Origin of the sequence: Vibrio sp. D54, assembly GCF_021728075.1 — a bacterium.
Taxonomy (GTDB): Bacteria; Pseudomonadota; Gammaproteobacteria; order Enterobacterales; family Vibrionaceae; genus Vibrio; species Vibrio alginolyticus.
The window spans coordinates 61,616-85,313 of sequence record NZ_JAKKCS010000021.1 but is presented as its reverse complement, the minus strand read 5'-3'; the positions used below and the strand labels follow the sequence as shown (position 1 = coordinate 85,313).

At 45.2% G+C, this 23,698-nt stretch carries 25 protein-coding genes and 12 tRNA genes; 6 read left to right on the top strand and 31 right to left on the bottom strand.

The window, feature by feature from the left end; translation table 11 throughout:
* Positions 1-94 (top strand): integrase core domain-containing protein (locus tag L3V37_RS21360; RefSeq protein WP_155489908.1); only part of this gene is annotated, 94 nt, incomplete at its 5' end.
* A 226-nt stretch (positions 95-320) separates the two neighbouring features.
* On the opposite strand, the gene L3V37_RS21355 is transcribed toward L3V37_RS21360, so the two are convergent.
* The 16 genes from L3V37_RS21355 to mutY all read right to left on the bottom strand — a co-directional run bounded on the left by L3V37_RS21355 (position 321) and on the right by mutY (position 6,421).
* Positions 321-396, bottom strand: a tRNA-Asn gene (locus tag L3V37_RS21355).
* A gap of 15 nt (positions 397-411) precedes the next feature.
* Positions 412-487 (bottom strand) — tRNA-Thr (locus L3V37_RS21350).
* Between the two features lie 39 nt (positions 488-526).
* Positions 527-602, bottom strand: a tRNA-Asn gene (locus L3V37_RS21345).
* A 22-nt stretch (positions 603-624) separates the two neighbouring features.
* A tRNA-Thr gene (locus tag L3V37_RS21340) sits at positions 625-700 on the bottom strand.
* A 52-nt stretch (positions 701-752) separates the two neighbouring features.
* A tRNA-Phe gene (locus L3V37_RS21335) sits at positions 753-828 on the bottom strand.
* A 233-nt stretch (positions 829-1,061) separates the two neighbouring features.
* Positions 1,062-2,687 carry a methyl-accepting chemotaxis protein gene (locus L3V37_RS21330; protein ID WP_054575564.1) on the bottom strand — a complete coding sequence of 542 codons (1,626 nt, stop codon included), beginning with the start codon at positions 2,685-2,687 and terminating at the stop codon, positions 1,062-1,064.
* 275 nt (positions 2,688-2,962) lie between these two features.
* Positions 2,963-3,038 (bottom strand) — tRNA-Asn (locus L3V37_RS21325).
* Positions 3,039-3,083: 45 nt separating this feature from the next.
* Positions 3,084-3,159 (bottom strand) — tRNA-Phe (locus tag L3V37_RS21320).
* Between the two features lie 7 nt (positions 3,160-3,166).
* Positions 3,167-3,242: transfer RNA gene (locus tag L3V37_RS21315), tRNA-Thr, on the bottom strand.
* A gap of 71 nt (positions 3,243-3,313) precedes the next feature.
* Positions 3,314-3,389 (bottom strand) — tRNA-Asn (locus tag L3V37_RS21310).
* Between the two features lie 45 nt (positions 3,390-3,434).
* Positions 3,435-3,510 (bottom strand) — tRNA-Phe (locus tag L3V37_RS21305).
* A gap of 7 nt (positions 3,511-3,517) precedes the next feature.
* A tRNA-Thr gene (locus L3V37_RS21300) sits at positions 3,518-3,593 on the bottom strand.
* Positions 3,594-3,659: 66 nt separating this feature from the next.
* A tRNA-Phe gene (locus L3V37_RS21295) sits at positions 3,660-3,735 on the bottom strand.
* Positions 3,736-3,835: 100 nt separating this feature from the next.
* Positions 3,836-4,975, bottom strand: coding sequence for a membrane-bound lytic murein transglycosylase MltC (gene mltC, locus L3V37_RS21290; protein WP_237307062.1), 1,140 nt, complete (start codon positions 4,973-4,975; stop codon positions 3,836-3,838).
* Between the two features lie 77 nt (positions 4,976-5,052).
* Positions 5,053-5,325: an oxidative damage protection protein gene (locus L3V37_RS21285; RefSeq protein WP_005381002.1), complete on the bottom strand. Its 273-nt coding sequence runs from the start codon at positions 5,323-5,325 to the stop codon at positions 5,053-5,055.
* 19 nt (positions 5,326-5,344) lie between these two features.
* Positions 5,345-6,421, bottom strand: a complete 1,077-nt coding sequence (mutY, locus tag L3V37_RS21280) for an A/G-specific adenine glycosylase (protein WP_237307060.1) — start codon at positions 6,419-6,421, stop codon at positions 5,345-5,347.
* 203 nt (positions 6,422-6,624) lie between these two features.
* Between mutY and trmB the strand changes: the two genes are divergently transcribed.
* From trmB to glsB, 3 genes are all read left to right on the top strand, one after another.
* Entirely contained in the window at positions 6,625-7,344 is a 720-nt protein-coding gene (gene trmB / locus L3V37_RS21275; protein WP_005384506.1) for a tRNA (guanosine(46)-N7)-methyltransferase TrmB, read from the top strand.
* A gap of 17 nt (positions 7,345-7,361) precedes the next feature.
* Positions 7,362-8,390, top strand: coding sequence for a TRM11 family methyltransferase (locus L3V37_RS21270; RefSeq protein ID WP_237307059.1), 1,029 nt, complete (start codon positions 7,362-7,364; stop codon positions 8,388-8,390).
* Positions 8,391-8,488: 98 nt separating this feature from the next.
* On the top strand, positions 8,489-9,409 hold the full coding sequence (glsB, locus tag L3V37_RS21265) for a glutaminase B (RefSeq protein WP_005381007.1): 921 nt from the start codon (positions 8,489-8,491) through the stop codon (positions 9,407-9,409).
* A 90-nt stretch (positions 9,410-9,499) separates the two neighbouring features.
* On the opposite strand, the gene hemW is transcribed toward glsB, so the two are convergent.
* The 7 genes from hemW to L3V37_RS21230 form a co-directional block, all read right to left on the bottom strand.
* Positions 9,500-10,678 (bottom strand): radical SAM family heme chaperone HemW, encoded by a 1,179-nt coding sequence (gene hemW / locus L3V37_RS21260; protein WP_138940385.1) that lies wholly within the window; start codon positions 10,676-10,678, stop codon positions 9,500-9,502.
* 18 nt (positions 10,679-10,696) lie between these two features.
* Positions 10,697-11,299: an XTP/dITP diphosphatase gene (locus L3V37_RS21255; protein ID WP_167415453.1), complete on the bottom strand. Its 603-nt coding sequence runs from the start codon at positions 11,297-11,299 to the stop codon at positions 10,697-10,699.
* A 118-nt stretch (positions 11,300-11,417) separates the two neighbouring features.
* Positions 11,418-11,849, bottom strand: a complete 432-nt coding sequence (locus L3V37_RS21250; RefSeq protein ID WP_005381010.1) for a DUF4426 domain-containing protein — start codon at positions 11,847-11,849, stop codon at positions 11,418-11,420.
* A 128-nt stretch (positions 11,850-11,977) separates the two neighbouring features.
* Positions 11,978-12,268 carry a DUF167 family protein YggU gene (gene yggU / locus L3V37_RS21245; RefSeq protein WP_005393980.1) on the bottom strand — a complete coding sequence of 97 codons (291 nt, stop codon included), beginning with the start codon at positions 12,266-12,268 and terminating at the stop codon, positions 11,978-11,980.
* On the bottom strand, positions 12,268-12,825 hold the full coding sequence (locus L3V37_RS21240; protein WP_005381012.1) for a YggT family protein: 558 nt from the start codon (positions 12,823-12,825) through the stop codon (positions 12,268-12,270). The genes yggU and L3V37_RS21240 overlap by 1 nt, the downstream gene beginning before the upstream one ends.
* A gap of 52 nt (positions 12,826-12,877) precedes the next feature.
* Positions 12,878-13,696: a pyrroline-5-carboxylate reductase gene (gene proC / locus L3V37_RS21235; protein ID WP_005381013.1), complete on the bottom strand. Its 819-nt coding sequence runs from the start codon at positions 13,694-13,696 to the stop codon at positions 12,878-12,880.
* Positions 13,697-13,855: 159 nt separating this feature from the next.
* Positions 13,856-14,557 carry a YggS family pyridoxal phosphate-dependent enzyme gene (locus L3V37_RS21230; protein WP_237307057.1) on the bottom strand — a complete coding sequence of 234 codons (702 nt, stop codon included), beginning with the start codon at positions 14,555-14,557 and terminating at the stop codon, positions 13,856-13,858.
* Between the two features lie 28 nt (positions 14,558-14,585).
* On the opposite strand from L3V37_RS21230, the gene L3V37_RS21225 reads away from it, so the two are divergent.
* Both L3V37_RS21225 and L3V37_RS21220 read left to right on the top strand, forming a co-directional pair.
* Positions 14,586-15,626, top strand: coding sequence for a type IV pilus twitching motility protein PilT (locus L3V37_RS21225; RefSeq protein WP_005381015.1), 1,041 nt, complete (start codon positions 14,586-14,588; stop codon positions 15,624-15,626).
* Positions 15,627-15,656: 30 nt separating this feature from the next.
* Positions 15,657-16,763: a PilT/PilU family type 4a pilus ATPase gene (locus L3V37_RS21220; RefSeq protein ID WP_005381016.1), complete on the top strand. Its 1,107-nt coding sequence runs from the start codon at positions 15,657-15,659 to the stop codon at positions 16,761-16,763.
* A gap of 61 nt (positions 16,764-16,824) precedes the next feature.
* Here the strand turns inward: L3V37_RS21220 and ruvX are convergent, their stop codons facing one another.
* The 8 genes from ruvX to metK form a co-directional block, all read right to left on the bottom strand.
* Positions 16,825-17,250: a Holliday junction resolvase RuvX gene (gene ruvX, locus L3V37_RS21215; RefSeq protein ID WP_005381017.1), complete on the bottom strand. Its 426-nt coding sequence runs from the start codon at positions 17,248-17,250 to the stop codon at positions 16,825-16,827.
* Between the two features lie 35 nt (positions 17,251-17,285).
* A complete protein-coding gene (locus L3V37_RS21210) occupies positions 17,286-17,849 on the bottom strand; it encodes a YqgE/AlgH family protein (protein ID WP_005381020.1) in 564 nt (187 codons plus the stop codon).
* Positions 17,850-17,977: 128 nt separating this feature from the next.
* Positions 17,978-18,928 carry a glutathione synthase gene (gshB, locus tag L3V37_RS21205; RefSeq protein ID WP_005381021.1) on the bottom strand — a complete coding sequence of 317 codons (951 nt, stop codon included), beginning with the start codon at positions 18,926-18,928 and terminating at the stop codon, positions 17,978-17,980.
* 13 nt (positions 18,929-18,941) lie between these two features.
* Complete coding sequence (gene rsmE, locus L3V37_RS21200) at positions 18,942-19,673, bottom strand: 16S rRNA (uracil(1498)-N(3))-methyltransferase (protein WP_025768830.1); 732 nt, start codon at positions 19,671-19,673, stop codon at positions 18,942-18,944.
* A gap of 112 nt (positions 19,674-19,785) precedes the next feature.
* Positions 19,786-20,481, bottom strand: a complete 696-nt coding sequence (gene endA, locus L3V37_RS21195; RefSeq protein WP_237307055.1) for a deoxyribonuclease I — start codon at positions 20,479-20,481, stop codon at positions 19,786-19,788.
* A gap of 150 nt (positions 20,482-20,631) precedes the next feature.
* Positions 20,632-21,129 carry a SprT family zinc-dependent metalloprotease gene (locus tag L3V37_RS21190; RefSeq protein ID WP_005381025.1) on the bottom strand — a complete coding sequence of 166 codons (498 nt, stop codon included), beginning with the start codon at positions 21,127-21,129 and terminating at the stop codon, positions 20,632-20,634.
* Positions 21,130-21,197: 68 nt separating this feature from the next.
* A complete protein-coding gene (locus L3V37_RS21185; RefSeq protein WP_005381026.1) occupies positions 21,198-21,995 on the bottom strand; it encodes a DUF2189 domain-containing protein in 798 nt (265 codons plus the stop codon).
* A 402-nt stretch (positions 21,996-22,397) separates the two neighbouring features.
* Positions 22,398-23,552: a methionine adenosyltransferase gene (gene metK / locus L3V37_RS21180; RefSeq protein ID WP_005384541.1), complete on the bottom strand. Its 1,155-nt coding sequence runs from the start codon at positions 23,550-23,552 to the stop codon at positions 22,398-22,400.
* Positions 23,553-23,698 lie beyond the last annotated feature (146 nt).

Genomic DNA, 23,698 nt, shown 5'->3' with positions numbered 1-23,698 from the left:
GATGGTAGCAGAGTCCGTAGATATCTATAATCAAATGAGGCCTCATACGGCTTTAAAATACAAAACGCCCGATGAAGTACATCGAGCGTTTTAGTTAAAAAGTGTCAACCCATATCAGGACGGGTCAGAAAGGCATACCATTTGCCACGCGCGTTTGTGGTTAATATTTTCTGGTTACTTAGTGAGTCGATAGTTAGCTTGCGGTAAGCGGTTTTTAATAATCAAAGCGCTTATGTTATTTCGTTATGGGGTAGTAGGAGAGAGCTTAGCTTTAAACTAATACAAAAAAGCCGCATCAAGTGATGCGGCTTTTTCTAATATGGCTCCTCCTGCTGGGCTCGAACCAGCGACCTGCGGATTAACAGTCCGTCGCTCTACCAACTGAGCTAAGGAGGAACAAATTTTAATAAGTGGTGCCGACTACCGGAATCGAACTGGTGACCTACTGATTACAAGTCAGTTGCTCTACCTACTGAGCTAAGTCGGCACAATGTCATTAATAAGTTATTAACTTAATAATGAAAAATGGCTCCTCCTGCTGGGCTCGAACCAGCGACCTGCGGATTAACAGTCCGTCGCTCTACCAACTGAGCTAAGGAGGAATTGTCTTTTTAAGAGAATAAATGGTGCCGACTACCGGAATCGAACTGGTGACCTACTGATTACAAGTCAGTTGCTCTACCTACTGAGCTAAGTCGGCACATTTTATTCTTTAACATTGTTCGTGCTAAGCACCAACAATTAATAAATTGTGGTGCCCGGAGGCGGAATCGAACCACCGACACGAGGATTTTCAATCCTCTGCTCTACCGACTGAGCTATCCGGGCGACGAGGTGTATTAAAAGGCTTTTCGGCTTTCAGGTCAACAATAAAATTAAAATAAAATATCGTTTGATGAATTTGTGCTCGGAGTGGGCTGTTTTTATGCGTTTTTAGCAGCAATGCGCCATGCTTTAAGCGATGTTTTAACATTGATAGTGTGTTCACTTGCAAAATAAAGGCGATAAAAACAAAAAAGCACGTCTGAAAACGTGCTTTTTATTGAACAATTGACTTTAAACTAGTGCTTTACTGAGAACTTGTTTACCCAACCTTCTAGCTCATTCGCTAGTGAAGCTAAACTTTGAGTATTTGATTGGCTCTCGGTTACGACAGAGTTGAGTTGGCCTCCGCTTTCCTCGATAAGGTTTATGCGTAGCGCAATATCATCGCTAACCTGCGTCTGCTCAGCGGCAGCAGTAGCGATCTGCTGGCTCATTGTGGTGATAGATTCTAACGCCGTTACAATTTGCTGTAGAGCTTCAGAGGCATTCTTAGACTCTGTAACAGTGCTTTCACTGGTTTCTGCACATATTTCCATTGTGTGAATGGCATTGCGAGAGCCTTCTTGCAGATTGGAGATCATATACTGAATCTCTTTTGTGCTGTCTTGTGTGCGTCCTGCTAGGTTGCGTACCTCATCAGCAACGACTGCGAAGCCTCGGCCTTGTTCTCCAGCACGTGCTGCTTCAATGGCTGCATTGAGTGCCAATAGGTTTGTTTGCTCTGCAATATCACCAATCACATCGAGCACTTTTACAATATTATTTACATCCTGATCTAGATCGGCGACCGCTTTACTCGCAGTATTTAATTGAGAAGCTAAACCTTGAATGTTTTCAACCGTGTTATGAATGAGTTTCCGAGTATGTTGGCTTTGTTTGTCAGCCTCGTCCGTATTGTTTGCGGTGTCGCTTGCTGAATTGGCAACATGGTTGGCTGAAGATGCCATTTCAGTCATCGCAGTGGCAATCATCGCCGTTGATTGCTGCTGAGATACGGTAAGATCGGCAATCGTATTTGATCGAGCCTCTACGGCAAACAACTCTGCGCGCAGTGCATGCATAGACTTCTCTAGGTTTGTCACCATAGTAGCTAGTGATTGACTCATATCTTGCACGGCACGATAGATACTTCCTCTCGGTGCCACAGTATCAAAACTGGTCTGAATGTCTCCTTGAGCGACAGCTTGAACTGCTTTACGCACGTCGTTAGGCTCTCCACCAAGTAGATGAAGCATTTTGCGAATCGAAATGATCAGGCCACTTAGAATACTTCCCGCGATAATCAGACACAGCACAAGCTGCCATTGTGCTGTCGACCAAAAACGTGCGTTAACTTCATTAAAGCCAATACCTGTACCGACAACCCAGCCCCAGTGTGGTGTTTTTTCTGCTATCGAGTGTTTTTCTTCAATGCTGCCATCAGCTTGTTTTTGGCTCCAGGTATATTCAACGATCTGACCTGTTTTGTGCCCCAATACATCTAGAATGAGTTGGCCTACGCTATTACCACTGCCATCTCTAAAGTCATGGAAGCTGGTTCCGTGCAGTTGAGGGTCTAGTGGTGCGGCGATGAACATCATATTTTCATCTGCGACATAAACGTATTCGTTGTCTTTGTAGATATTGTTACGAAGTAGGCGAGTGGCTAATGCTTTCGCTTCGTCTTCCGGCATTTTGCCTTCGATAGCCATCTTTTCTACTTCGGTAAGTATGCTGTACGCACTTTTAAATAGCTCAGTAACTCGAGCTTTGTTATCAAGGTTACTTGCGACGCGAAGTGTCCATAAGCCCGTTGCGGTCAGAGCTAGGAGAGCTAGCAATATGATCGCAGATAATAAATAGGCTTGAGTTTTTAGTTTCATATTTAGCTCACAAATAAAGTGTTATCACTATGCAAGGCATAGCTAAAAGAAGAAATGTAATAACTTGGGCATCTTAGTGAAGATAAATATGCTCGGATACTAATGCGTATTGAAATTACGATGAGGATTAAATTTTTAGCGTGAAATAAGTATTTTTGAAGAAAGGATTTAATGTTCGCTGATGTTTAGAAATGAAGTGCAGATAAATGGGAAAGTGAGAAATGACGTATAAAGCAGATACAAAAAAGCCACATCAAGTGATGCGGCTTTAAAAGTGGCTCCTCCTGCTGGGCTCGAACCAGCGACCTGCGGATTAACAGTCCGTCGCTCTACCAACTGAGCTAAGGAGGAATTATTCTTTTTTGTGTCTTGCTTATGAAGCAAGTGCACCAGATATGGTGCCTCGAGGCGGAATCGAACCACCGACACGAGGATTTTCAATCCTCTGCTCTACCGACTGAGCTATCGAGGCAAAAGAATGGTGCCGACTACCGGAATCGAACTGGTGACCTACTGATTACAAGTCAGTTGCTCTACCTACTGAGCTAAGTCGGCACACTGTATTCTTTCTAGAAGAGATTATCTCTTCAGTTTTTAAAATCTCACTTAAGTAAGATTCTAGAAATTGGCTCCTCCTGCTGGGCTCGAACCAGCGACCTGCGGATTAACAGTCCGTCGCTCTACCAACTGAGCTAAGGAGGAACTATTCTTTTTTGTGTCTTGCTTATGAAGCAAGTGCACCAGATATGGTGCCTCGAGGCGGAATCGAACCACCGACACGAGGATTTTCAATCCTCTGCTCTACCGACTGAGCTATCGAGGCAAAAGAATGGTGCCGACTACCGGAATCGAACTGGTGACCTACTGATTACAAGTCAGTTGCTCTACCTACTGAGCTAAGTCGGCACACTTTATTCTTTGTGCTTTTGTCCGTGTTATAACATTTCGTTAAGACACCAACAAATCAAATTGTGGTGCCCGGAGGCGGAATCGAACCACCGACACGAGGATTTTCAATCCTCTGCTCTACCGACTGAGCTATCCGGGCAACGGAGCGCTATTAAACGGATTTTCCCGCGTTGCGTCAACCACTTTTTTTAAATAATTTCAAAAAAGTGGTTGTTCGAACGCTTTTTATTCAACTGTCACTACAAAGTTTGCTTCGAGTTAAATTCCTTTTTGAAATTTGTAACTTTTTCTAGGTAGCGACGCGCTTCTGCGTTCGGGTGTTTCTTGGTTAACGCCCAATAAACTTGGTTGGGTTGCAATGAATTAAGATCTTGCATTGCGCGTTTGCGATCACTGCGATGAAATGTGTTTAAAACTCCTCCAGTACCGCCATTGTAAGCTGAAATCATGCTGTACTCGAGAGAGGTAGGGTGGCGGACTTCTCTTAAATAACGATTTTTTAAGATATAGAAATACGCAGTACCAGTATCTATGTTGTTTTCTGGATTAAACAAATATTCAGGGCTTGGTTGGCCCGAGCGCTTTTTCACGAGTTTGAACACATCTCGTCCCGCGGTTTTAGGTACAACTTGCATTAGGCCATATGCATTTGCCCAACTTACCGCGTATGGGTTGAAACTGCTCTCGGTTTTAATAATGGCGTATATCAAGTCTTCTGGAATGTCGTATTTCTTGGAAGCTCGACGCACGATATCGGCGTATTGGTAGCTGCGTGTTGAAAAGTGGTCTTCAACCATGGGAATTTCGACATAATACGCTTTCTTGAAATCTACATTTTTGGTTTTTATTTTATTTGCGATGAGGTATTCCGCAAATCGGTTTGCCCGCCAAGACCATTGAATTGGCTTATTGTCTTGGTCGACAACTTGTTTATACAGGAATGGTTGCCCCTCTAACGTGATACCTTTAGAGGAGAACAAGTCGACGTGCGCGGGATCGTCTGGTGTTAATAAGGTGGTGACAATCGCGTCTTTTAGGTGTTTTTGGGGCTCGGTCGGTGATACGGTCTCTATCGTGATCACGCCTTTGCGAAAGTCGACCTCGGCGCGGCTAAGGTAGTTATCGATGTACTTAACGTAATTACTCTTGCCAGCGTACTTGACTTCTTTTTTACCCCAGCGCTTTTGAATATTGCCTGAAAAGCTATTGATTAAGGCATCTAGCGCCGCAGTGTCTTTTTCAAATTGTCCTGGTAGCTCAGCTAAGTTATTGGCAAAACGGTTTGTTGGCTCGTAGTTGACGTCATAAATCTTTTCGACGAATTCACGGCTACAGCCTGCCATTAAAAGTGCGGCAGCGATAAAGACAATTTTTTTCATAAGTATCAGAGTTATTGAAGGTAATAGAAAAATGACACCACAAATGGTTGTGATGTCATTGTTTAACTCAAGCGACTTTATTCGCTCGGCGGTGTGTAACCTTCGATATGAACGTCTTTTCCTTCAAAGAGGAAATTTACCATTTCTGTTTCGATCAGTTTGCGGTGTTCTGGATCCATCATGTTGAGTTTCTTCTCGTTGATCAACATGGTTTGTTTGTGTTGCCACTGAGCCCACGCTTCTTTCGAGATGTTGTCGAAAATGCGTTTACCTAGTTCACCAGGGTAAAGTTGAAAGTCTAGACCTTCGCCTTCTTTCTTTAGTCGAGCACAAAATACAGTGCGGCTCATAATGACTCCTTGTATTCAATTAACGAAGTTCGTGGGGTAGCGTTTCCAGCAATAGTTTTACTGGCGCGGCTAAACCGACTTCTTCAGGTTTAGATAAGTTATACCAAAGACCTTTGTTGCCTTCCATTATCACGTCCGGTTGCTTTGATAAATCAATCAAAATTGGCGTGATATCTAGGTGGTAATGGCTGAATGTATGACGAAAGGTAATCAGTGTTTGCTTCTGTTTGATATTGCTGGCTTGAATGCCGCGTTGATCCAGTAGCAATTCAATGTCGCTTTCTGCATCCACATGTTCGGTTTGTGGGAAGCAGAATAAGCCACCCCAAATGCCTGTTTGTGGTCTTTGCTCCAACCACACCTCATGACCATTTTCGGTGTTGTGGTGAAGCATCACGAAACGAGTTTGCTTGATTGGCTTATCTTTCTTCGGTTTTTTGCCCGGGTAGTCGAGCACATTACCTTGTTGCTTTGCCACACACAGATCAGCAACAGGGCAGAGGCTACATTTGGGTTTGCTGCGTGTGCAGACCATTGCGCCCATGTCCATCATTGCCTGGTTATACTTATCTACATCCGCTTGTGGGGTATGCGTTTCGGCAATTTCCCACAGCTGGTTTTCAACCTTTTTTTGTCCTGGCCATCCTGCAACTGCGAAACAGCGGGATAGGGTGCGCTTCACGTTACCATCAAGAATCGCGTGTGGTTGTTTATACACAGACGATAAAATGGCGGCAGCGGTAGAGCGACCAATCCCCGGTAGGGCGTTCATTTTCTCTATATCAAGAGGAAACTCACCATTGTATGTAGAGGCGACCTCTTGTGCTGCTTTGTGAAGGTTACGGGCTCGGGCGTAATACCCTAAGCCAGTCCAAAGGTGTAGGACTTCATCTTGCTCAGCATTGGCAAGATCGATCACGGTTGGAAAGCGTTCCAAGAAACGTTGGTAATACGGAATAACCGTAGTGACCTGAGTTTGCTGAAGCATAATTTCAGACAACCAGACACTGTATGCGGTCTTATTTTGTTGCCACGGAAGATCTTTTCTTCCATATGCGTCATACCATTCTAGGATGGCACTGGCGAAAGGTGTCACGACTTGCTCTGTATTCTATTATTGGTTAGGTGCAAAATTGCACCACATAATGGGCAAGAAGTACAACGGATAAACAGTAGGGATATAAAGAGGTGTGTCGTTGCTTTTTGGTTGCCATAGACCAAGAGCTCAACAAATACTTGCACCTAAGTAAATTCTTTGGATAATCCCCGCTTTGATTAATCAATGTGCAGGCAAAATCAATGAGTGAAGTAACCACTAACGAATACAACGAAGACGGAAAGCTGATCCGCAAAATCCGCAGCTTTGTACGCCGTGAAGGGCGTTTGACTAAAGGTCAAGAGAGCGCGATGAATGAATGCTGGCCTACGATGGGTATTGACTTCAAAGCTGAACTTCTCGATTGGAAAGAGGTGTTTGGCAACGATAACCCAGTAGTGCTTGAGATCGGTTTTGGTATGGGTGCTTCATTGGTTGAAATGGCAAAGAACGCGCCAGAGAAAAACTTCATCGGTATCGAAGTTCATAGCCCAGGCGTTGGTGCTTGTCTTGCCGATGCTCGCGAAGCGGGAATTACTAACCTGCGTGTAATGTGTCACGATGCGGTAGAAGTATTCGAACACATGATCCCAAATGGCAGCTTATCGACACTACAATTGTTCTTCCCAGACCCTTGGCATAAGAAGCGTCACCACAAGCGTCGTATTGTTCAATTAGGTTTTGCGGAAATGGTGCGTGAGAAGCTTATCCCTAATGAAGGTATTTTCCACATGGCGACCGACTGGGAAAACTACGCAGAGCACATGATTGAAGTGATGAACCAAGCGCCAGGTTTCGAAAACATTGCTAAAGATGGTGATTTCGTTCCGCGTCCAGACGATCGCCCGCTAACGAAGTTTGAAGCTCGTGGTCACCGTCTTGGTCACGGTGTTTGGGATATCAAATATAAGCGTATTGCGTAACCAGAGGAGTTCATGGGATGTACCATTACGCGATATTAGCGAATCCGGGTCATAACCGAATTTACTTTGATAGCGCAATGACCATTGCCTGTTCTGAGCTAAAAGCAATTTTAGCTTCACAAGGCGTGGATGTGACAGAAATTGGTAGTAAAGACGTTGGCTTACCTGCTGCGTTGGTGTTTTCTTGTCAGGAAGCGCTAACCGATGAGCAGGCGCGAAGAATCGCAGCCTCTTCGATTTACTATGCGCTATTTGAAGTGCGCGAAGATGGTTTACTTCGACCAGTTCAAGCGCCCGTATTTAACACTTTCCCGGAAAGTATGAGTCAGATTTTGCGCTACACCGGGAAAACAAACGAGCAGTTTACCCGTTTGATGGTGAATATCGGCATTAGTGCGTCCAATACGGGAAGTGAACAACTGACCTTAATGGATCCAATGTGTGGTAAAGGTACAACCTTATTTGAAGGCTTGATCCACGGTTTGAACGTGGTAGGGGTTGAGATCAACGCCAAGTGGGTGCAAGAGATCCAGACCTTTATTGTTAAGTTCATGAAGAGTGGCCGCTTTAAGCACAAAGTGAGCAAAGAAAAGCGCACTGCGGGTGGCAAGAAAGTGGCGGATGGTTTCGTGGTTGAAGCTGCAGCAAATAAAGAAGATTACAACCAAGGCAATCTTCAGTTTATGAAGCTGTATTCGGCTGATACTCGTATCGCTGATCAAGTCGTGAAAAAGAACTCAGTTGATGTGATGGTGTCTGATCTGCCTTATGGCGTGCAGCACGGCAGCAAAAATGCCAAGGACAGCAAACTGAACCGCAGCCCACTAGAGCTTTTAAAAGAGGCTCTGCCTGCATGGAAAGTGGTATTGAAAAAGCAAGGTTCAGTGGTGTTGTCTTTCAATGAATTCACATTGAAATGGAAAGATGTCGCGGCATTATTTGAAGAGCAAGGTTGGAAGGTACTTTCAGAAGAGCCTTACATCGGTTATCTTCACCGTGTTGATCAATCTATCAACCGCAATATTATTGTGGCAGTAAAACCATAATCGACTTGAGTCGAACGAACCCTATGGAAAAGCCAACGACACGTTGGCTTTTTTTACCTCTGAGCTCAACGAGTTCTCTTGTAAATAGAAGGTAGAGAATGAAACCGACAGTGGAAATTTTGACAGATATTTTGGCGGAAGTACGCCCTTTAATCGGCCAAGGTAAAGTGGCTGATTACATTCCTGCTCTGGCAAAAGTACCCAGCAACAAGTTAGGTATTGCGGTATACACCAACGAAGGTGAGGTTATTAAGGCGGGTGATGCCGATGAACCTTTCTCTATCCAATCTATTTCAAAAGCATTGAGCTTGACGTTAGCGATGTGCTTGTACAAGCAAGAAGAAATTTGGTCTCGAGTGGGAAAAGAGCCTTCGGGGCAGGCATTTAATTCGCTAATCCAGCTAGAAATGGAGCAAGGTATTCCTCGTAATCCATTTATAAATGCTGGAGCGATAGTAGTGGCGGATTTGTTACAAACTCGCTTATCTGCGCCTCGTCAGCGCCTGTTGGAATTTGTGCGTCAGCTTTCTGGTGATACCCATATTGTGTATGACAAAGTCGTTGCGGCATCCGAAATGATGCATGGTGACCGTAATGCGGCGATTGCATATCTCATGCGTTCGTTTGGCAACTTCGAAAATGAAGTGATTCCAGTACTACAAAATTACTTCCACGCTTGTGCGCTGAAGATGAGTTGCGTCGATTTGGCTAAAACGTTTAGCTATTTAGCAAACAAGGGCACATCGGTACAAACGGGTAAGCCTGTAGTTTCTCCTGTGCAAACCAAACAACTTAATGCACTGTTAGCAACGTGTGGCTTGTATGATGGCGCGGGCGAGTTTGCTTATCGCGTTGGTATGCCTGGTAAGTCTGGTGTTGGTGGTGGCATTATCGCGGTAGTACCTGGTGAAATGACCATTTCAGTATGGTCTCCAGAGCTTGATCCTTCAGGTAACTCGCTTGCGGGTACTAAGGCGCTTGAGCTGCTCTCAGAGCGAATTGGCCGTTCAATTTTCTAATATTAGAAATGTGTCAACCTTATTTAGGACGGCACAGTTTCTAAATAAAAAGCCTCTCAATTGAGAGGCTTTTTTTGTTTTGGGGTTGCGTTACTCTTCGCTTTCTTCGGCCATAAAGGCTTCGAGCAAATCATTAAGGAAGAGCTTCCCTTTTTCAGTAATTTGCCAGTGGGTAGGCGTTTCACTCAGGTAGCCCATTTCTATCGCCCAGCTGATGGTTTCTTGAATCGTACTAAGTGGTAAGCCCGTGGTGTCCACGTAATCTTGCTTCGGACAGGCTTCGATTAAGCGGAATCGGTTCATAAAGAACTCGAATGGACGATCTTCATCCGCGACGACATGTTCCGTATGCAGATAAGGTTTGACCATATTTTGATAAGCCGCTAAATAGCCTCGCGGGTGTTTTACCTTTGTCGTTCGAATAATACGTCCGTCGGTAAAACTGAGTTTGCCATGAGAGCCACAACCGATACCAAGGTAATCACCAAAGCGCCAGTAGTTGAGGTTGTGCTGACACTGATAGCCCGGCTTGCTGTAACCGGAGATTTCATATTGCACATAACCCGCGGCTGCAAGTTTTTGGTGTCCGAGCTCGAAAATATCCCACAAGTCATCATCGTCAGGTAGCGTTGGTGGCTTGTAGTAGAACATGGTGTTTGGTTCGATGGTCAGCTGATACCAAGACAAGTGCGGCGGTGCCAACTCAATCGCTTTGTCCAAATCTGCCAAGGCTTGTTCGATGCTTTGATCAGGTAAGCCGTGCATGAGATCGAGGTTAAAGCTGTTCAAACCGATTTGGTGCGCCAGCTGAGCAGCGTTGACGGCTTCGTCTTGGCCGTGAATACGCCCCAAACGCTCAAGCTTTTGTTGCTCAAAGCTTTGCACGCCGATAGAGATACGCGTTACCCCGGCTTTACGGTAGCCAACAAAACGCTCTGCTTCGATGGTGCCTGGATTCGCTTCCATGGTGATTTCGATTTCAGGCTTGAACGGAATACGCGCTTCAATGCCCTTAAGTAGACGCTCGATGCCTTCTGCCGAAATCAAACTCGGCGTACCACCACCAATGAAGATTGAATGCAGTGGACGTGGCGCTTCGTTAAGTCGGTATTTCTCAATGTCGGTATCCAAATCTTCTAAAAGGGCACTGATGTACTCTTCTTCTGGAATCTCGGTTTTGAGCGCGTGAGAGTTAAAGTCGCAATACGGGCACTTTTGCACACACCACGGGATGTGTACATACAAGCTGAGTGCTGGGGGCGTTAACATGGTCTAATTCGCTCGTGATTACTGAGACACTTGCTCAGACAGTTGAGCAAACAACGACTTGAGCGCTTTACCGCGGTGAGACAGTTGTTTCTTACGTGCAGGTTCAAGTTCGGCTGACGCACAGTTGTCTTCAGGAACAAAGAAGATTGGGTCGTAGCCAAAGCCATTTTTACCGTGTGCTTCAGTTAGAATTCGGCCTTCCCATTTACCGTGACAGACGATAGGCGTTGGGTCGTTCTCGTGACGCATGAGGACTAATACGCAGTGGAAACGTGCTGTACGCTCTGCTTCTGGTACGCCTTCCATTGCCGCTAGCAATTTTTCTAGATTCTCTTGATCAGATGCGCTCTCGCCTGCGTAACGTGCAGAGTAAATGCCCGGAGCGCCTTTTAAGAAATCGACTTCTAATCCAGAGTCGTCTGCAATGGCAGGAAGCCCTGTTTCTTGTGCGGCATGGCGAGCTTTAATGATTGCGTTTTCAATGAAAGTTGTACCCGTTTCAGCTACTTCCGATACATTGAATTCACTTTGCGCTAATACTTCAAAGCCGAAGTCAGACAATAAATCTGCCATTTCACGAACTTTGCCTTGGTTACCAGTTGCTAGCACAATTTTTTTCATGGGAATCTCTTTTAATAGTGATAGAGGAGAACAAATCGTTCTCCTCTAGATATTCTTTAACTAATAAGTGGTTTTTAGCCTGCTTAGATCCAAAAGCTTTTGGAACATCACAACCCAATTACTCTTCAACATAAAACTTCTGGGTGAATTTAAGCTTACCTGAGCCTTTGTTTCCAGCTTTTACGTCAATATCGAAAGTAAAAGTTTCTTCGTGGGTAATTGGCAGTTCGGCTAAATAGTATATCGCATTGCCTTCTTTGACTTCACGAAAGGTCAAGGTCTGAGTTTGGCCGATAAGGTTCTTCGCGCGTCCAGCAATTTTTGCTTCTAATGCTGGCTTACCCAATGAAGCTCTATCTAACACGCTAATATTAACCACAGCGAGGTATCCATTACGTTTGATATCGTAGCTACGTGCGACTTTGGGTGTTAGGAATGTTGAGTTAAACGCGACATAGTGTACTTCGATATCTTTCATATTTTTAAACTGATCGGCGAAGCTTGGTAACGACAACAGGCTAATCAGTAATGCGGTAATCCATTTGCTCATTGTTACTTCCTCAAAGCACTTGTTATAAAACAACCATAGCTGCAATTTTACCTTGGTCAGGGGGTAAAAAATGCGTACTCAGTCGTTGGTATTAGTAAGTGTGGTACAAAATCGTAAATAAAAAGCCATCATAAGATGGCTTTAATTTCTGTCGGTATCTGGGTAGGCGATTCTATCCGAATTTGTTTGTGCCGTCCTAATTCACCTTTTTCTATGTGAACCAAGCCCTTAGCGATTTTAAACTGCTTGGCTAAGAACTTAGTTAGGTGCGCATTAGCTTTGCCATCGACAGGTGGAGCAGTAATGGCGATTTTTAGCTCTTCACCATGCAAGCCAACGATTTTATCGCGGCTAGCTTTAGGTTGAATATAGAGCTTCAGGATGATGTCCTCACCATCTTGCCAAACTGCAGCTGACATTATAGCTGGAACCAAATTGGACCAATGATATCGCCCATTAAGAAGTTCGCGAACTGCAAGCCGATAAATAACACCAGTACGCTTAAATCAAGACCACCAATAGCCGGAAGAATACGACGGATTGGAGCGCACATTGGCTCGGTCAGTTGATGGAATACGTACTCGATAGGGCTGCGGCCTTGGCTTACCCAGCTCAAAATTGCACGGATCAATAGTACCCAGAACAATAGGCCACCTGCGGCTTTGATTAATGATAATAAGCCCAAGAATAAGAAGTCAGCGCTGAAAGAGACGGAACCGTTCGAAGCTATTAGGATAAGCACGACAAATTTAAGCACACACAACACGTAAGCAAACAACACGGTTGCTAGGTCAATATTCCCCACTGAAGGGATAACGCGGCGCAGTGGACCAATGACCGGCTGAGTCGCTTTTACTATAAATTGCGAGAATGGGTTGTAGAAGTCTGCGCGCGCAGCTTGCAACCAAATTCGCAAAATTACGACCATGATGTACAGGTCAAATAGGGTTGAGATGAGAAAACTCATTGAATTCATAAGGTACCCTTAACAAGTGATGGATGATACTAAACGGAGTTCATCCAAATAATTAAAACAGTTTTTCCATTTCTTCCGCGCGAGCCACAGCAGCTTGCATGGCTTTAGCGACAATATCTGAAAGTTGATGTTCGTTGAATGTACGCAGTGCTTCTGCCGTTGTCCCACCTTTCGATGTTACGTTCTCACGCAGGGTCGATAGCTCAGTTTCTGGGTTGCTAACCACCATACTGGCCGCGCCCAGTGCAGCTTGCTGAACCAATAGTCGAGCGGTCTCTTTATCAAAGCCTTGCGCAATCGCTTCTGCTTGCATCGCTTCCATAAACAGGAAGAAGTATGCTGGAGCACTGCCCGCTGCGGCAATCACATTATTGATGCCAGACTCTTGCTCAACCCAACATACTTTACCGACCGCTTCCATTAACTCTGCGGCAAAAGCTTTGTCGTGCTCGGTTACATGAGTTGGTGCGAACAACCCACTCATACCCAACCCAAGTTGTGATGGCGTATTTGGCATAACACGAACCAAGTTCAATTTGGTGGCTAGCATATCATCCAATCGTGAACAGTTGATGCCTGCGGCAATAGAAATCACCAGTTTATTAGTGAAATCGATCGATTGCAGTGGTTTACAGACATCCGCCATCATTTGCGGTTTTACAGACAATACCACCACATCCGCCTCGGTCGCAGCTTGGATGTTATCGCTGGTGGTACGGATGCCAAAATCTTGTTCTAGCAGAAGGCGACGAGCCTCTGAAGGAGCCGTCGCGGTAATGTTTTGCGCTGGGTATCCGTTAGCAACCAAGCCGGAAACAATGGCTCTCACCATGTTGCCAGCACCAATGAAGGCGATTTTTTTATGTTCCATTTGTCTGATTTCCATCATGATATTTAGAATTTGTTGTGCGCTCAGGTGTATAATGGCGCCGCTGTTACTTACTGCTCCTATTGGCGAGTAAGATGATTGCGCATTTACGCTCTAACGATTGGCGACATAACTTATGTCGCGAGTGAGCGTTTTGTTGATTTAGCTGTAGTCTCGTGCGCCGAAAATAGCGGTTCCAATACGAACCATTGTACTACCAGCTTCGATTGCAGCGGTCATATCACCACTCATTCCCATTGATAATGTATCGATTTCTGGGAACTGTGCTTCGAGTGTTTGCTTCAACGTAGCCAACTTCTGAAATTCACGGAGTTGTGATTCGTAGTCAGACACGTTGGCAGGAATCGACATCAACCCTCTTAAAGTGAGGTTGGGTAGGCGAGAAATCAACTCCGCCAGCTCGAATACTTCCGCTTCAGTGACGCCAGATTTAGATACCTCACCACTGGTGTTAACCTGAATCAGAACTTGTAGCGGTTTAAGTTCGCTTGGCCGCTGATCATTCAGGCGTTGAGCAATCTTGGTTCGATCGATGGTGTGAACCCAATCGAAATGTTCAGCAACAAGTCGCGATTTATTCGATTGAATCGGGCCAATGAAGTGCCATTCGATTCGATTATCTGGATAATGCACGGCAAAGTGCTGAACTTTACTGACGCCCTCTTGAACGTAGTTTTCACCAAAGGCGGTTTGTCCCGCTTGGTAGGCTTCGAGAATTGCCTCGACAGGTTTAGTTTTGCTTACCGCTAGAAGTTGCACTGACTCTGGAGTTCGACCACATTTTTGCTCGTCATATCGAATTTGAGAGGTGATATGTTCAATATTTTGTTGAATACTACTCATAGCTGTACTTTAGACTTAAGGATTTTAAATGGATATCACTGAGTTACTGGATTTTAGTGTAAAACATAATGCCTCGGATCTACATCTTTCTGCAGGTGTCCCACCAATGGTTCGTATTGATGGGGATGTGAGAAAACTAGGCATTCCAGCGTTTACACACCAAGAAGTGCATCGTTTGGTTTTCGAAATCATGAACGATGCCCAACGCAGTGAATTCGAAGAAAAACTCGAAGTCGATTTCTCTTTTGAGTTGCATAACGTTGGCCGTTTCCGTGTCAACGCTTTCAACCAATCTCGCGGTTGTGCGGCAGTATTCCGTACCATTCCAAGTAGCATTCCAACTCTGGAAGAGCTAGAAGCGCCAGAGATCTTCAAAAAAATTGCGAACGCTGAAAAAGGCTTAGTTCTGGTCACTGGCCCAACAGGTTCAGGTAAATCGACGACCTTAGCAGCCATTGTTGACTACATTAACCGTAATCACAACAAGCACGTACTCACAATTGAAGATCCGATTGAATTTGTTCACAACAACAATAAATGTTTGATCAACCAGCGTGAAGTTCACCGTGACACCCATAGTTTCCAAAATGCTTTGCGTAGTGCATTGCGCGAAGACCCAGACGTTATTCTGGTTGGTGAGATGCGTGACAAAGAAACCATCAGCCTTGCCTTAACGGCGGCAGAAACGGGTCACTTAGTTTTCGGGACGTTGCACACCAGCTCGGCGGCAAAAACCATTGACCGTATTATCGATGTTTTTCCTGGTAGTGATAAAGATATGGTCCGCTCGATGCTATCTGAGTCCCTTCGTTCGGTTATCGCGCAAAAGCTTCTGAAGCGTAATGGTGGTGGCCGTATTGCATGCCATGAAATTATGATGGCAACGCCTGCGATTCGTAACTTGATCCGCGAAGACAAAGTCGCGCAGATGTATTCGATCATTCAAACAGGTGCGGCTCACGGCATGCAAACCATGGAGCAAAATGCTCGTCAGTTAATGGCGCAAGGCATGGTTGCTCGTGAAGAGGTCGATAGTAAGATCGGATTAGAAGTGCAGCAATTCTCGTAACGTTCATACAGATAATGGTGAATACGGAAGATGGATCTAGATAAATTTCTCGAAGGCATGCTGGCGCTGAAAGCGTCGGATCTTTACATCACGGTTGGAGCGCCAATTCTATTTCGTGTGGATGGCGAATTGCGTCCGCAAGGGGAAAAACTTACCGAGAGCGATGTGGCTGCATTACTCGACAGCGCTATGGAACCAGATCGGCGTCAGGAATTTCGTAAAAGTCGCGAGTCGAATTTTGCCATTGTGAGAGATTGTGGCCGCTTCCGTGTGAGTGCCTTTTTTCAACGCGAGTTACCAGGCGCAGTGATTCGTCGTATTGAAACCAATATTCCCACTTTTGAGCAGTTAAAGTTACCGTTAGTGTTGCAAGATTTGGCAATAGCTAAGCGTGGTTTGGTGCTGGTGGTCGGTGCTACTGGATCGGGTAAATCGACCACCATGGCGGCGATGACAGGCTATCGAAACAGCAATAAAACCGGGCACATTTTGACGGTCGAAGATCCGATCGAATTCGTGCATGAACACAAGCGCTGTATCGTGACTCAACGCGAAGTTGGGTTAGATACGGAAAGCTATGAAGTTGCGCTTAAAAACTCGCTGCGCCAAGCACCAGATATGATTTTGATTGGTGAGATCCGTAGCCGTGAAACAATGGAATACGCGATGACCTTCGCCGAAACGGGTCACCTGTGTATGGCAACGTTGCACGCCAATAATGCCAACCAAGCATTAGAGCGCATTCTTCACTTGGTACCGAAAGATCAAAAAGAACAATTCTTGTTCGATTTGTCGATGAACCTAAAAGGCGTGGTTGGTCAGCAGCTGATCCGAGATAAAAATGGGCAGGGACGTCATGGTGTATTTGAGATCTTGCTAAATAGCCCACGTGTGTCGGATTTGATTCGTCGAGGAGATTTACATGAGTTGAAGTCAACCATGGCTCGTTCAAATGAGTTTGGTATGCTGACGTTCGATCAATCTCTCTATAAGTTAGTGATGCAAGGTAAGATCAGCGAAGAGGATGCACTACATAGTGCCGACTCAGCGAATGATCTGCGCTTGATGTTGAAAACGCAGCGTGGTGAAGCATTCTCTACGGGCAGTTTGGCGAACGTTAAGATCGATATGGATTAATCCAATCCAGAAACAAAAAAGGTTGGCAGGAGCCAACCTTTTTTCATTGTGCTTGAAGTGTTTACTCACCCCAAAGGGCTTCAAACCAGCTTTCTAGAATCACCACTGCTGACTGGCAGTCAACATTACCTTTCGATAGGGCTTTGTAGCCGCCCATGCTGAACAACTCCGCACGAGCTTCTGCAGTAGATAAACGCTCATCATGCAGTTCAACAGGCAATCCGTATCGGCCTTGCAGACGCTTAGCAAATTTTCGTGCACGAGGGGTTATGGTCTCAAGGTCTTTACCATGCAGATCGGTCGGTAAACCGACCACTAGCAAATCTGGTTGCCACTCTTTGATTTGCTTTTCGATATCGTCCCAGTTTGGAATACCGTCATTGGCTTTAAAGGCTTTTAATGGGGAAGCTGTACCAGTAATTTCTTGGCCAATAGCGCTACCAATGCTTTTGGTTCCAAAGTCAAAAGCCATAATTGTGCGTGACATAAGGTGTCTCTATCTAATGTAACTGTATATTTGGACTAAGCATGTCCAGAGTCTGCTGAAAGGTGACTTGGGTCGATACCCAGCTTTTCGACCGCTTTCTTCCAACGCTCGTTGATTGGTGTATTAAAGATAATTTCAGGCGTCGCTTCAATGGTGAGCCAAGAGTTTTCGACCAGCTCACTTTCTAATTGGCCTGCACTCCAACCGGAGTAGCCAAGTGCCACTAAGTAATCACTTGGTTCTGCTTCTGTGCCTAACACCGACAGAATATCACGCGAAGTGGTTACCGCGAGGTCATCGGTCATTTGGACGCTGGACTCGTAGTAATCTTTGGGTTTATGCAAAATAAAACCACGATCTTCCGAGATTGGGCCGCCATTGTAGACTGGTCTATCTAGACTGGCTTCAAATAGGCGCGGGTGTACTGGCTGAACTTCCACCTGCTTGAGCATGTTGCCGACGGTGATATCAACAGGAGCATTGATCATCAGCCCCATAGCGCCGTCTTCGTTGTGCTCACAAACGTAGATCACGCTGTTTTGAAAGTACGGATCTTTCATCCCAGGCATGGCAACCAAAAAGTGATTTGTGAGATTCATACTCATATTGACCCTTAACTCTCGTAAATGCCCTTAAGCAAACATCATACAGTTTATCATCTAGGTATGTGCATGAGTTTGCTTAAGTTAATGTACTACGCTCTCTATTAACTGTAATACAGTTTGAGTTATTCGCCTTTTACTCGACGCTCAATCGCATCCATCAGTTTGCCTGTGATTGAGATATCAAAAGCAGCTTCAATTTCGCGAATACAGGTTGGGCTGGTGACGTTGATTTCTGTTAGCTTGTCGCCAATTACGTCAAGGCCAACAAAGATAAGGCCTTTTTCTTTCAGTGTCGGAGCAACGGTTTGCGCAATTTTGAGGTCGGTTTCGCTTAGCGGACGAGCTTCACCAGTACCACCAGCGGCTAGGTTGCCGCGTGTTTCGCCTTTAGCAGGAATGCGTGCTAGACAGTAAGGCATAGGTTCGCCATCTACCACTAGGATACGTTTGTCACCGTTGCTGATATCTGGCACGAAGGTTTGTGCCATTGCGTAGTTTTGACCGTGGTTAGTCAATGTCTCGATGATCACAGAGACGTTTGGATCGTTTTCTTTCACACGGAAGATGGACGCGCCACCCATACCATCAAGCGGTTTCAGGATGACATCACCATGTTTTTCACGAAATTCTTTAATTTTTTCTGCTTTTCGCGTCACGATCGTTGTAGGTGTCAGCTCTGGGAACCATGCTGTAAACAGCTTTTCGTTACAATCACGTAAGCTTTGAGGCTTGTTAACGATCAGTGCACCTTGTTCTTCTGCACGCTCAAGGATGTAAGTCGCGTAGATGTATTCAGTATCAAACGGAGGATCTTTACGCATTAGCACCGCGTCTAGCTCAGACAGTTCGATAGTTTGCTCTGATTTGAACTCGTACCAACCGTTTGGATCTTCTTTTAGTTCTACCACTTTAGTATCTGCAATGGCAACGCCTTGATCGAGATGCAGATCATTCATTTCCATGTAGTGGATTTCATAGCCGCGTCGTTGCGCTTCAAGCATCATGGCAAAGCTAGAGTCTTTTTTGATGTTAATGGACGAGATTGGGTCCATTACGATACCGAGTTTGATCATTATTTTTCTCCGTTTAACCAAGATCGCCGAAACGAACTTGTAAGGCTGTAATTGCTGTCAGAGCCGCTGTTTCGGTACGCAGAACGCGAGGGCCGAGTAGCGTTTCTTCAAATTGGTATTCTCGAGTCATCTCGATTTCTTCAGACGATAAACCGCCTTCAGGACCGATCAGTAGGCGCACTTTTTCAACCGGGGTTGGCAAAGTGTTGATTGAGTATTTAGCACGAGGGTGAAGGTTAAGCTTTAAACCATCGTACTCTTCTTTACACCACTCTTCCAAGCTCATAATTGGACGAATTTCGGGCACGACATTACGCCCACATTGCTCACAGGCACTGATGGCGATTTTCTGCCATTGCGCGAGTTTTTTCTCAAAACGCTTTTGGTCAAGCTTGACGCCACAACGTTCAGAAATCAGAGGAGTGATGGTATTGACGCCAAGTTCAACAGACTTTTGGATGGTGAACTCCATCTTATCGCCACGTGAAATGACTTGACCAAGGTGCAGATCTAAAGGGGATTCAATACTGTTTTCTACGCGCTCGGTGATGTTAACCAAAACTGATTTCTTGCTGACTTCACTGATAACCGCTGGGAACTCTGCGCCACTGCCGTCAAAAAGGAGAACGTCTTGGCCTTCTTTCATGCGCAAAACACGACCGATATGGCCTGCTGCGTCGTCACTTAAAGCAAGTGAGCCAAGTTGATGAATGGTTTCTGGATGATAAATTCGAGGGGTACGCATGAGATTTCCAGCAAGAGAATAAACTTAAACCCTAACATGGATGCTTTGCACCGAAAAAACAAGGGGCAGAAGCGTTTCAATATCAGTAATTGAAACGCTTCGAGGTCGGAGGTTACAGTGCGCGGCAGGCTTCTTGAACAAATGGGTTGTTATTGCCCTGTACTTTTGCAATGCGCTCGTCACGCTCACATTCCCATTTATCGACAGGATAGGTTTTGTTCCAAGCACTCATTAATTGCGTTTGCTGCTTCGACAGTTTGAAACCGTACTCTTTGCTCATGTATAGATAGGTACGAGCAATTGAGCCACGCGCACGGTCTGGTGGCATGACTTTACGCTGCTTAAAGTTCACTTGCATCTCACAGCGACCATAACTCACGCCATCCATACCGTTCCATTGGCTGAAGTTGTAGTTCGAACGGTCACCGTTTACTTCACCAATAGCAGGAGTTAGGTTGTGCAAGTCTGCTTCCATCAAACGAAAAGTTTTGTCTTTTTTCTTACAGTTTTTACGTCCGCCATCTTGCCAGCATTGACGCTGGTGGCCAAATTGCCACGCAGGAACAACGTGCTCCCATTCGATTCGTGCAGCCCGTTTTTCTTGTTTACGGACTTGGTAACCGCAAGAGGCTAAATCGGGTAAGCCTTTCTTGCCTTGCCATTGAATGTTACAGCCACAGTAGAAGCTTGTTGGGTGGTCTTGATAAATTTTGACCGCCTCACGTTTGGCTGCAGAGAATGAGCTCGGTGGCGCGGCAATCGCAGTGCTAGAAAGCGCGATAAGCAACAGAGAGAGTAAGTATTTCATGATAAAAGTCTTTATAAAGTATGACTTTATTCATGATAACACGCATAAAATAGCTTTAGTGATGAGTAAGTTAACAATAATTGGCGAAGGGAAGGTTTTGATCAACTCGATCTTTATTTTGGGAACGCAAGTAACACTATGAGGTAAGGGCTACGATAATTGAATGCCGGTGAAGTTAAGTGGTTGGCGGCATTTTTGACAAGAGTACGTCGCCTCTTTGCGCAGCACTTTATTATGACGGCGAATCGATAGAGGGTAGGTCATACAACCACAACGATACTCAAAGGTTTTACCTTGAACGGATTTTACTTCAAAGCTGTGAGTGGTTTTGGCTGGTACGTTAAACACGGCTTCCATGACGCCTTTCCATTCTTTACCGTGAGGCCTAACTCGCCCGTAAACCTGATAAGTAATCAGGTGTGCTACTTCATGAGGAATGACTTCATCTAAGAATGCTTGGGTGTTTTCGCGAAATAAAACAGGGTTTAGGCGTACTTGATTTAATTGAAGGTAGGCTTTTCCTGCCGCTTTCCCACGGACGTCGAAGGTGATTGTTGGAATCGGGAAAGAACGTTTGAAAGCTTGTTCTGCCATCGCGATACAGCCCGCCATCACTTGCTTGGCTTTATAGCTGAGTTCTATATCCACAATTCACCTCGATAAATCAAATAAAAAAGCCCCCGCATTTGCGAGGGCCAGATCATAGCATCAGTTAATTATGGTGTGTGTTTTTTCTTGATGGTGGCATGGTAAGCGTGCCATGTACCGTAGCCTAGAATTGGCATGGTAAACAACATTCCGATCCCGTAGGTCGCAAAGCCGATAAGAATACCGCCACAGATGATCGCTGCCCAAACAATCATTGCTGGAATGTTGGATTTCACTGCATTAAAGCTGGTAAATACAGCGGTCATCATGTCTACGCGACGCTCCATCATGAGCGGAATAGAAAAGGCTGAAATGCTAAACACCACACAAGCCAAAACAAAGCCAACTAAAGAGCCGATGACAAGGAAGGGTAGGAACTCACTTAAAGGTGCCCCTTGAACAGAAGGGTAGAGCGCATGAAGTAGAGCGGCAATGCGCATCCAAAATATCATACACACTGCGAGTAACACGGCGAACGCCCATTGAGATGTTGAGTTACGACCGATCGCTTTCATTGAATGGAACAAGCTTGCTTTGTGTCCGCGCTCTCTCTCCCAACTGGCATCATACAAGCCGAGCGCGAGAAACGGACCGATTAACATGTAAACAATCAAACTGGGCATGACGACCAAGTGTGTGCCTTGCCACTGTACGAGCAAAACAATGCCTATGGCTGCTGCCATAAAACAGATGCCATAGAAAGCACTAATAAGCGGCATTCGCACGAAATCATGCAGACCTAATGCGAGCCAATGAAAAGGTGCAGAAAGATTGACCGTATTGCACGGTATGGTTCTGGCGTATTCGTTGTCTGGCACTTCCTTTCGCTTGTTGTGGAAGTCCGATGGATTAACAGTTCGAGGCATAACTCCTCCTTGATTTATTCCCACATTATCCGCTTATACCAACTGACAGCGGTTTTTGTTCAGTCAAACTTGAAGCGACTTTTTCAAGTTTACATCTGAGCATTGGCTTAGTTTGGTATCGGCCATAAAGATGCCTGACTCATGTCTTTACTTAAGTGTGCTTCCACAGTCGCCAGCATCCGACGTCTCTATTTAAATTGGAGTTAACAATATTTTAACTATTGGCGGAGATGGGATAATTTACAAATAATTGCTTAAAATTTATTCGGTATAAAAAATGAGGGAGAAACAGGACTGCTTTGTGGGTCAGGGCGGTATGAGCCGAAATGGCTGGATAAAAGTTGCTGAAAATAAAAAGCCCCCGCCATAGGCGAGGGCTTGATTGATTCTTGCTTGGCTTGATTATTTGATGCCAGCGAAATCGCGTAGAAGTGCAGCTTTGTCTGTCGCTTCCCACGGGAATTCTTCACGACCGAAGTGACCGTATGCCGCTGTCTTCTTGTAGATAGGTTGAAGAAGGTTAAGCATTTCTTGTAGACCGTATGGACGTAGGTCGAAGAATTGACGAACCGCTTCAATGATGATGTCGTGAGGTACTTTCTCAGTACCGAACGTTTCCACCATGATAGACGTTGGATCAGCAACACCGATTGCGTAAGAAAGTTGGATCTCACAACGGTCAGCCATGCCTGCCGCTACGATGTTTTTCGCTACGTAGCGTGCTGCGTATGCTGCACTACGGTCAACTTTTGATGGATCTTTACCAGAAAACGCACCGCCACCGTGACGAGCTGCGCCGCCGTAGGTATCTACGATGATCTTACGACCAGTTAGACCACAGTCACCCATAGGACCACCGATTACGAAGCGACCGGTTGGATTAATGAAGAAGTTTGTTTCTTTGTTGATCCACTCAGAAGGTAGCACTGGCTTAATGATCTCTTCCATTACCGCTTCACGCAGGTCTGAAGTTGAGATTGAATCACAGTGTTGAGTTGAAAGAACAACCGCGTCGATACCAACGATGTTACCTTGATCGTATTGGAATGTTACCTGAGATTTTGCATCAGGACGCAACCAAGGTAGTGTGCCGTTTTTACGAACTTCTGCTTGCTTTTGAACAAGACGGTGAGAGTAAGTAATTGGCGCTGGCATTAGTACTTCAGTTTCGTTACAAGCGTAACCAAACATGATGCCTTGGTCGCCTGCACCTTGTTCTTTAGGGTCAGCTTTATCAACACCTTGGTTGATATCTGGCGACTGTTTACCGATTGTGTTTAGTACCGCACAAGAATCTGCGTCAAAGCCCATATCTGAATGTACGTAGCCGATTTCACGAACGGTTTCACGAGTTAACTCTTCGATGTCTACCCATGCTGAAGTCGTGATTTCACCACCCACCATTACCATACCGGTTTTAACGTAAGTCTCACATGCAACACGAGCCTTTGGATCTTGCTCTAGAATCGCGTCAAGAACCGCATCAGAAATCTGGTCTGCAATTTTATCTGGATGACCTTCTGATACTGACTCAGAAGTAAACAGGTGCTTAGCCATGTTAGCTCCACTATATCTGGTTTAAAACTGGGGAATGATAAACTCTCCAGCGCAAATTAATACTAATTTTTGTAGGTGTATCTACATCTAGACGTCTATTCTAAATTTGATTGCTCGAATTACAAGCTCTTTTTTGGTTTTTGTTA

Bases quoted from the DNA above. Each gene is read 5' to 3' on its own strand.
- L3V37_RS21230 (WP_237307057.1), bottom strand. From the start codon at position 14,557: ATGAGTAGTATTCAACAAAATATTGAACATATCACCTCTCAAATTCGA.
- mltC (WP_237307062.1), bottom strand. From the start codon at position 4,975: ATGAAAAAAATTGTCTTTATCGCTGCCGCACTTTTAATGGCAGGCTGT.
- L3V37_RS21220 (WP_005381016.1), top strand. From the start codon at position 15,657: ATGGATCTAGATAAATTTCTCGAAGGCATGCTGGCGCTGAAAGCGTCG.
- metK (WP_005384541.1), bottom strand. From the start codon at position 23,552: ATGGCTAAGCACCTGTTTACTTCTGAGTCAGTATCAGAAGGTCATCCA.
- trmB (WP_005384506.1), top strand. From the start codon at position 6,625: ATGAGTGAAGTAACCACTAACGAATACAACGAAGACGGAAAGCTGATC.
- L3V37_RS21330 (WP_054575564.1), bottom strand. From the start codon at position 2,687: ATGAAACTAAAAACTCAAGCCTATTTATTATCTGCGATCATATTGCTA.
- gshB (WP_005381021.1), bottom strand. From the start codon at position 18,928: ATGATCAAACTCGGTATCGTAATGGACCCAATCTCGTCCATTAACATC.
- L3V37_RS21240 (WP_005381012.1), bottom strand. From the start codon at position 12,825: ATGAATTCAATGAGTTTTCTCATCTCAACCCTATTTGACCTGTACATC.
- yggU (WP_005393980.1), bottom strand. From the start codon at position 12,268: ATGTCAGCTGCAGTTTGGCAAGATGGTGAGGACATCATCCTGAAGCTC.
- L3V37_RS21255 (WP_167415453.1), bottom strand. From the start codon at position 11,299: ATGAAAAAAATTGTGCTAGCAACTGGTAACCAAGGCAAAGTTCGTGAA.
- L3V37_RS21185 (WP_005381026.1), bottom strand. From the start codon at position 21,995: ATGCCTCGAACTGTTAATCCATCGGACTTCCACAACAAGCGAAAGGAA.
- L3V37_RS21250 (WP_005381010.1), bottom strand. From the start codon at position 11,849: ATGAGCAAATGGATTACCGCATTACTGATTAGCCTGTTGTCGTTACCA.
- endA (WP_237307055.1), bottom strand. From the start codon at position 20,481: ATGAAATACTTACTCTCTCTGTTGCTTATCGCGCTTTCTAGCACTGCG.
- glsB (WP_005381007.1), top strand. From the start codon at position 8,489: ATGAAACCGACAGTGGAAATTTTGACAGATATTTTGGCGGAAGTACGC.
- L3V37_RS21285 (WP_005381002.1), bottom strand. From the start codon at position 5,325: ATGAGCCGCACTGTATTTTGTGCTCGACTAAAGAAAGAAGGCGAAGGT.
- L3V37_RS21210 (WP_005381020.1), bottom strand. From the start codon at position 17,849: ATGAATCTCACAAATCACTTTTTGGTTGCCATGCCTGGGATGAAAGAT.
- ruvX (WP_005381017.1), bottom strand. From the start codon at position 17,250: ATGTCACGCACAATTATGGCTTTTGACTTTGGAACCAAAAGCATTGGT.
- rsmE (WP_025768830.1), bottom strand. From the start codon at position 19,673: ATGCGTACCCCTCGAATTTATCATCCAGAAACCATTCATCAACTTGGC.
- proC (WP_005381013.1), bottom strand. From the start codon at position 13,696: ATGGAACATAAAAAAATCGCCTTCATTGGTGCTGGCAACATGGTGAGA.
- L3V37_RS21270 (WP_237307059.1), top strand. From the start codon at position 7,362: ATGTACCATTACGCGATATTAGCGAATCCGGGTCATAACCGAATTTAC.
- L3V37_RS21225 (WP_005381015.1), top strand. From the start codon at position 14,586: ATGGATATCACTGAGTTACTGGATTTTAGTGTAAAACATAATGCCTCG.
- hemW (WP_138940385.1), bottom strand. From the start codon at position 10,678: ATGTTAACGCCCCCAGCACTCAGCTTGTATGTACACATCCCGTGGTGT.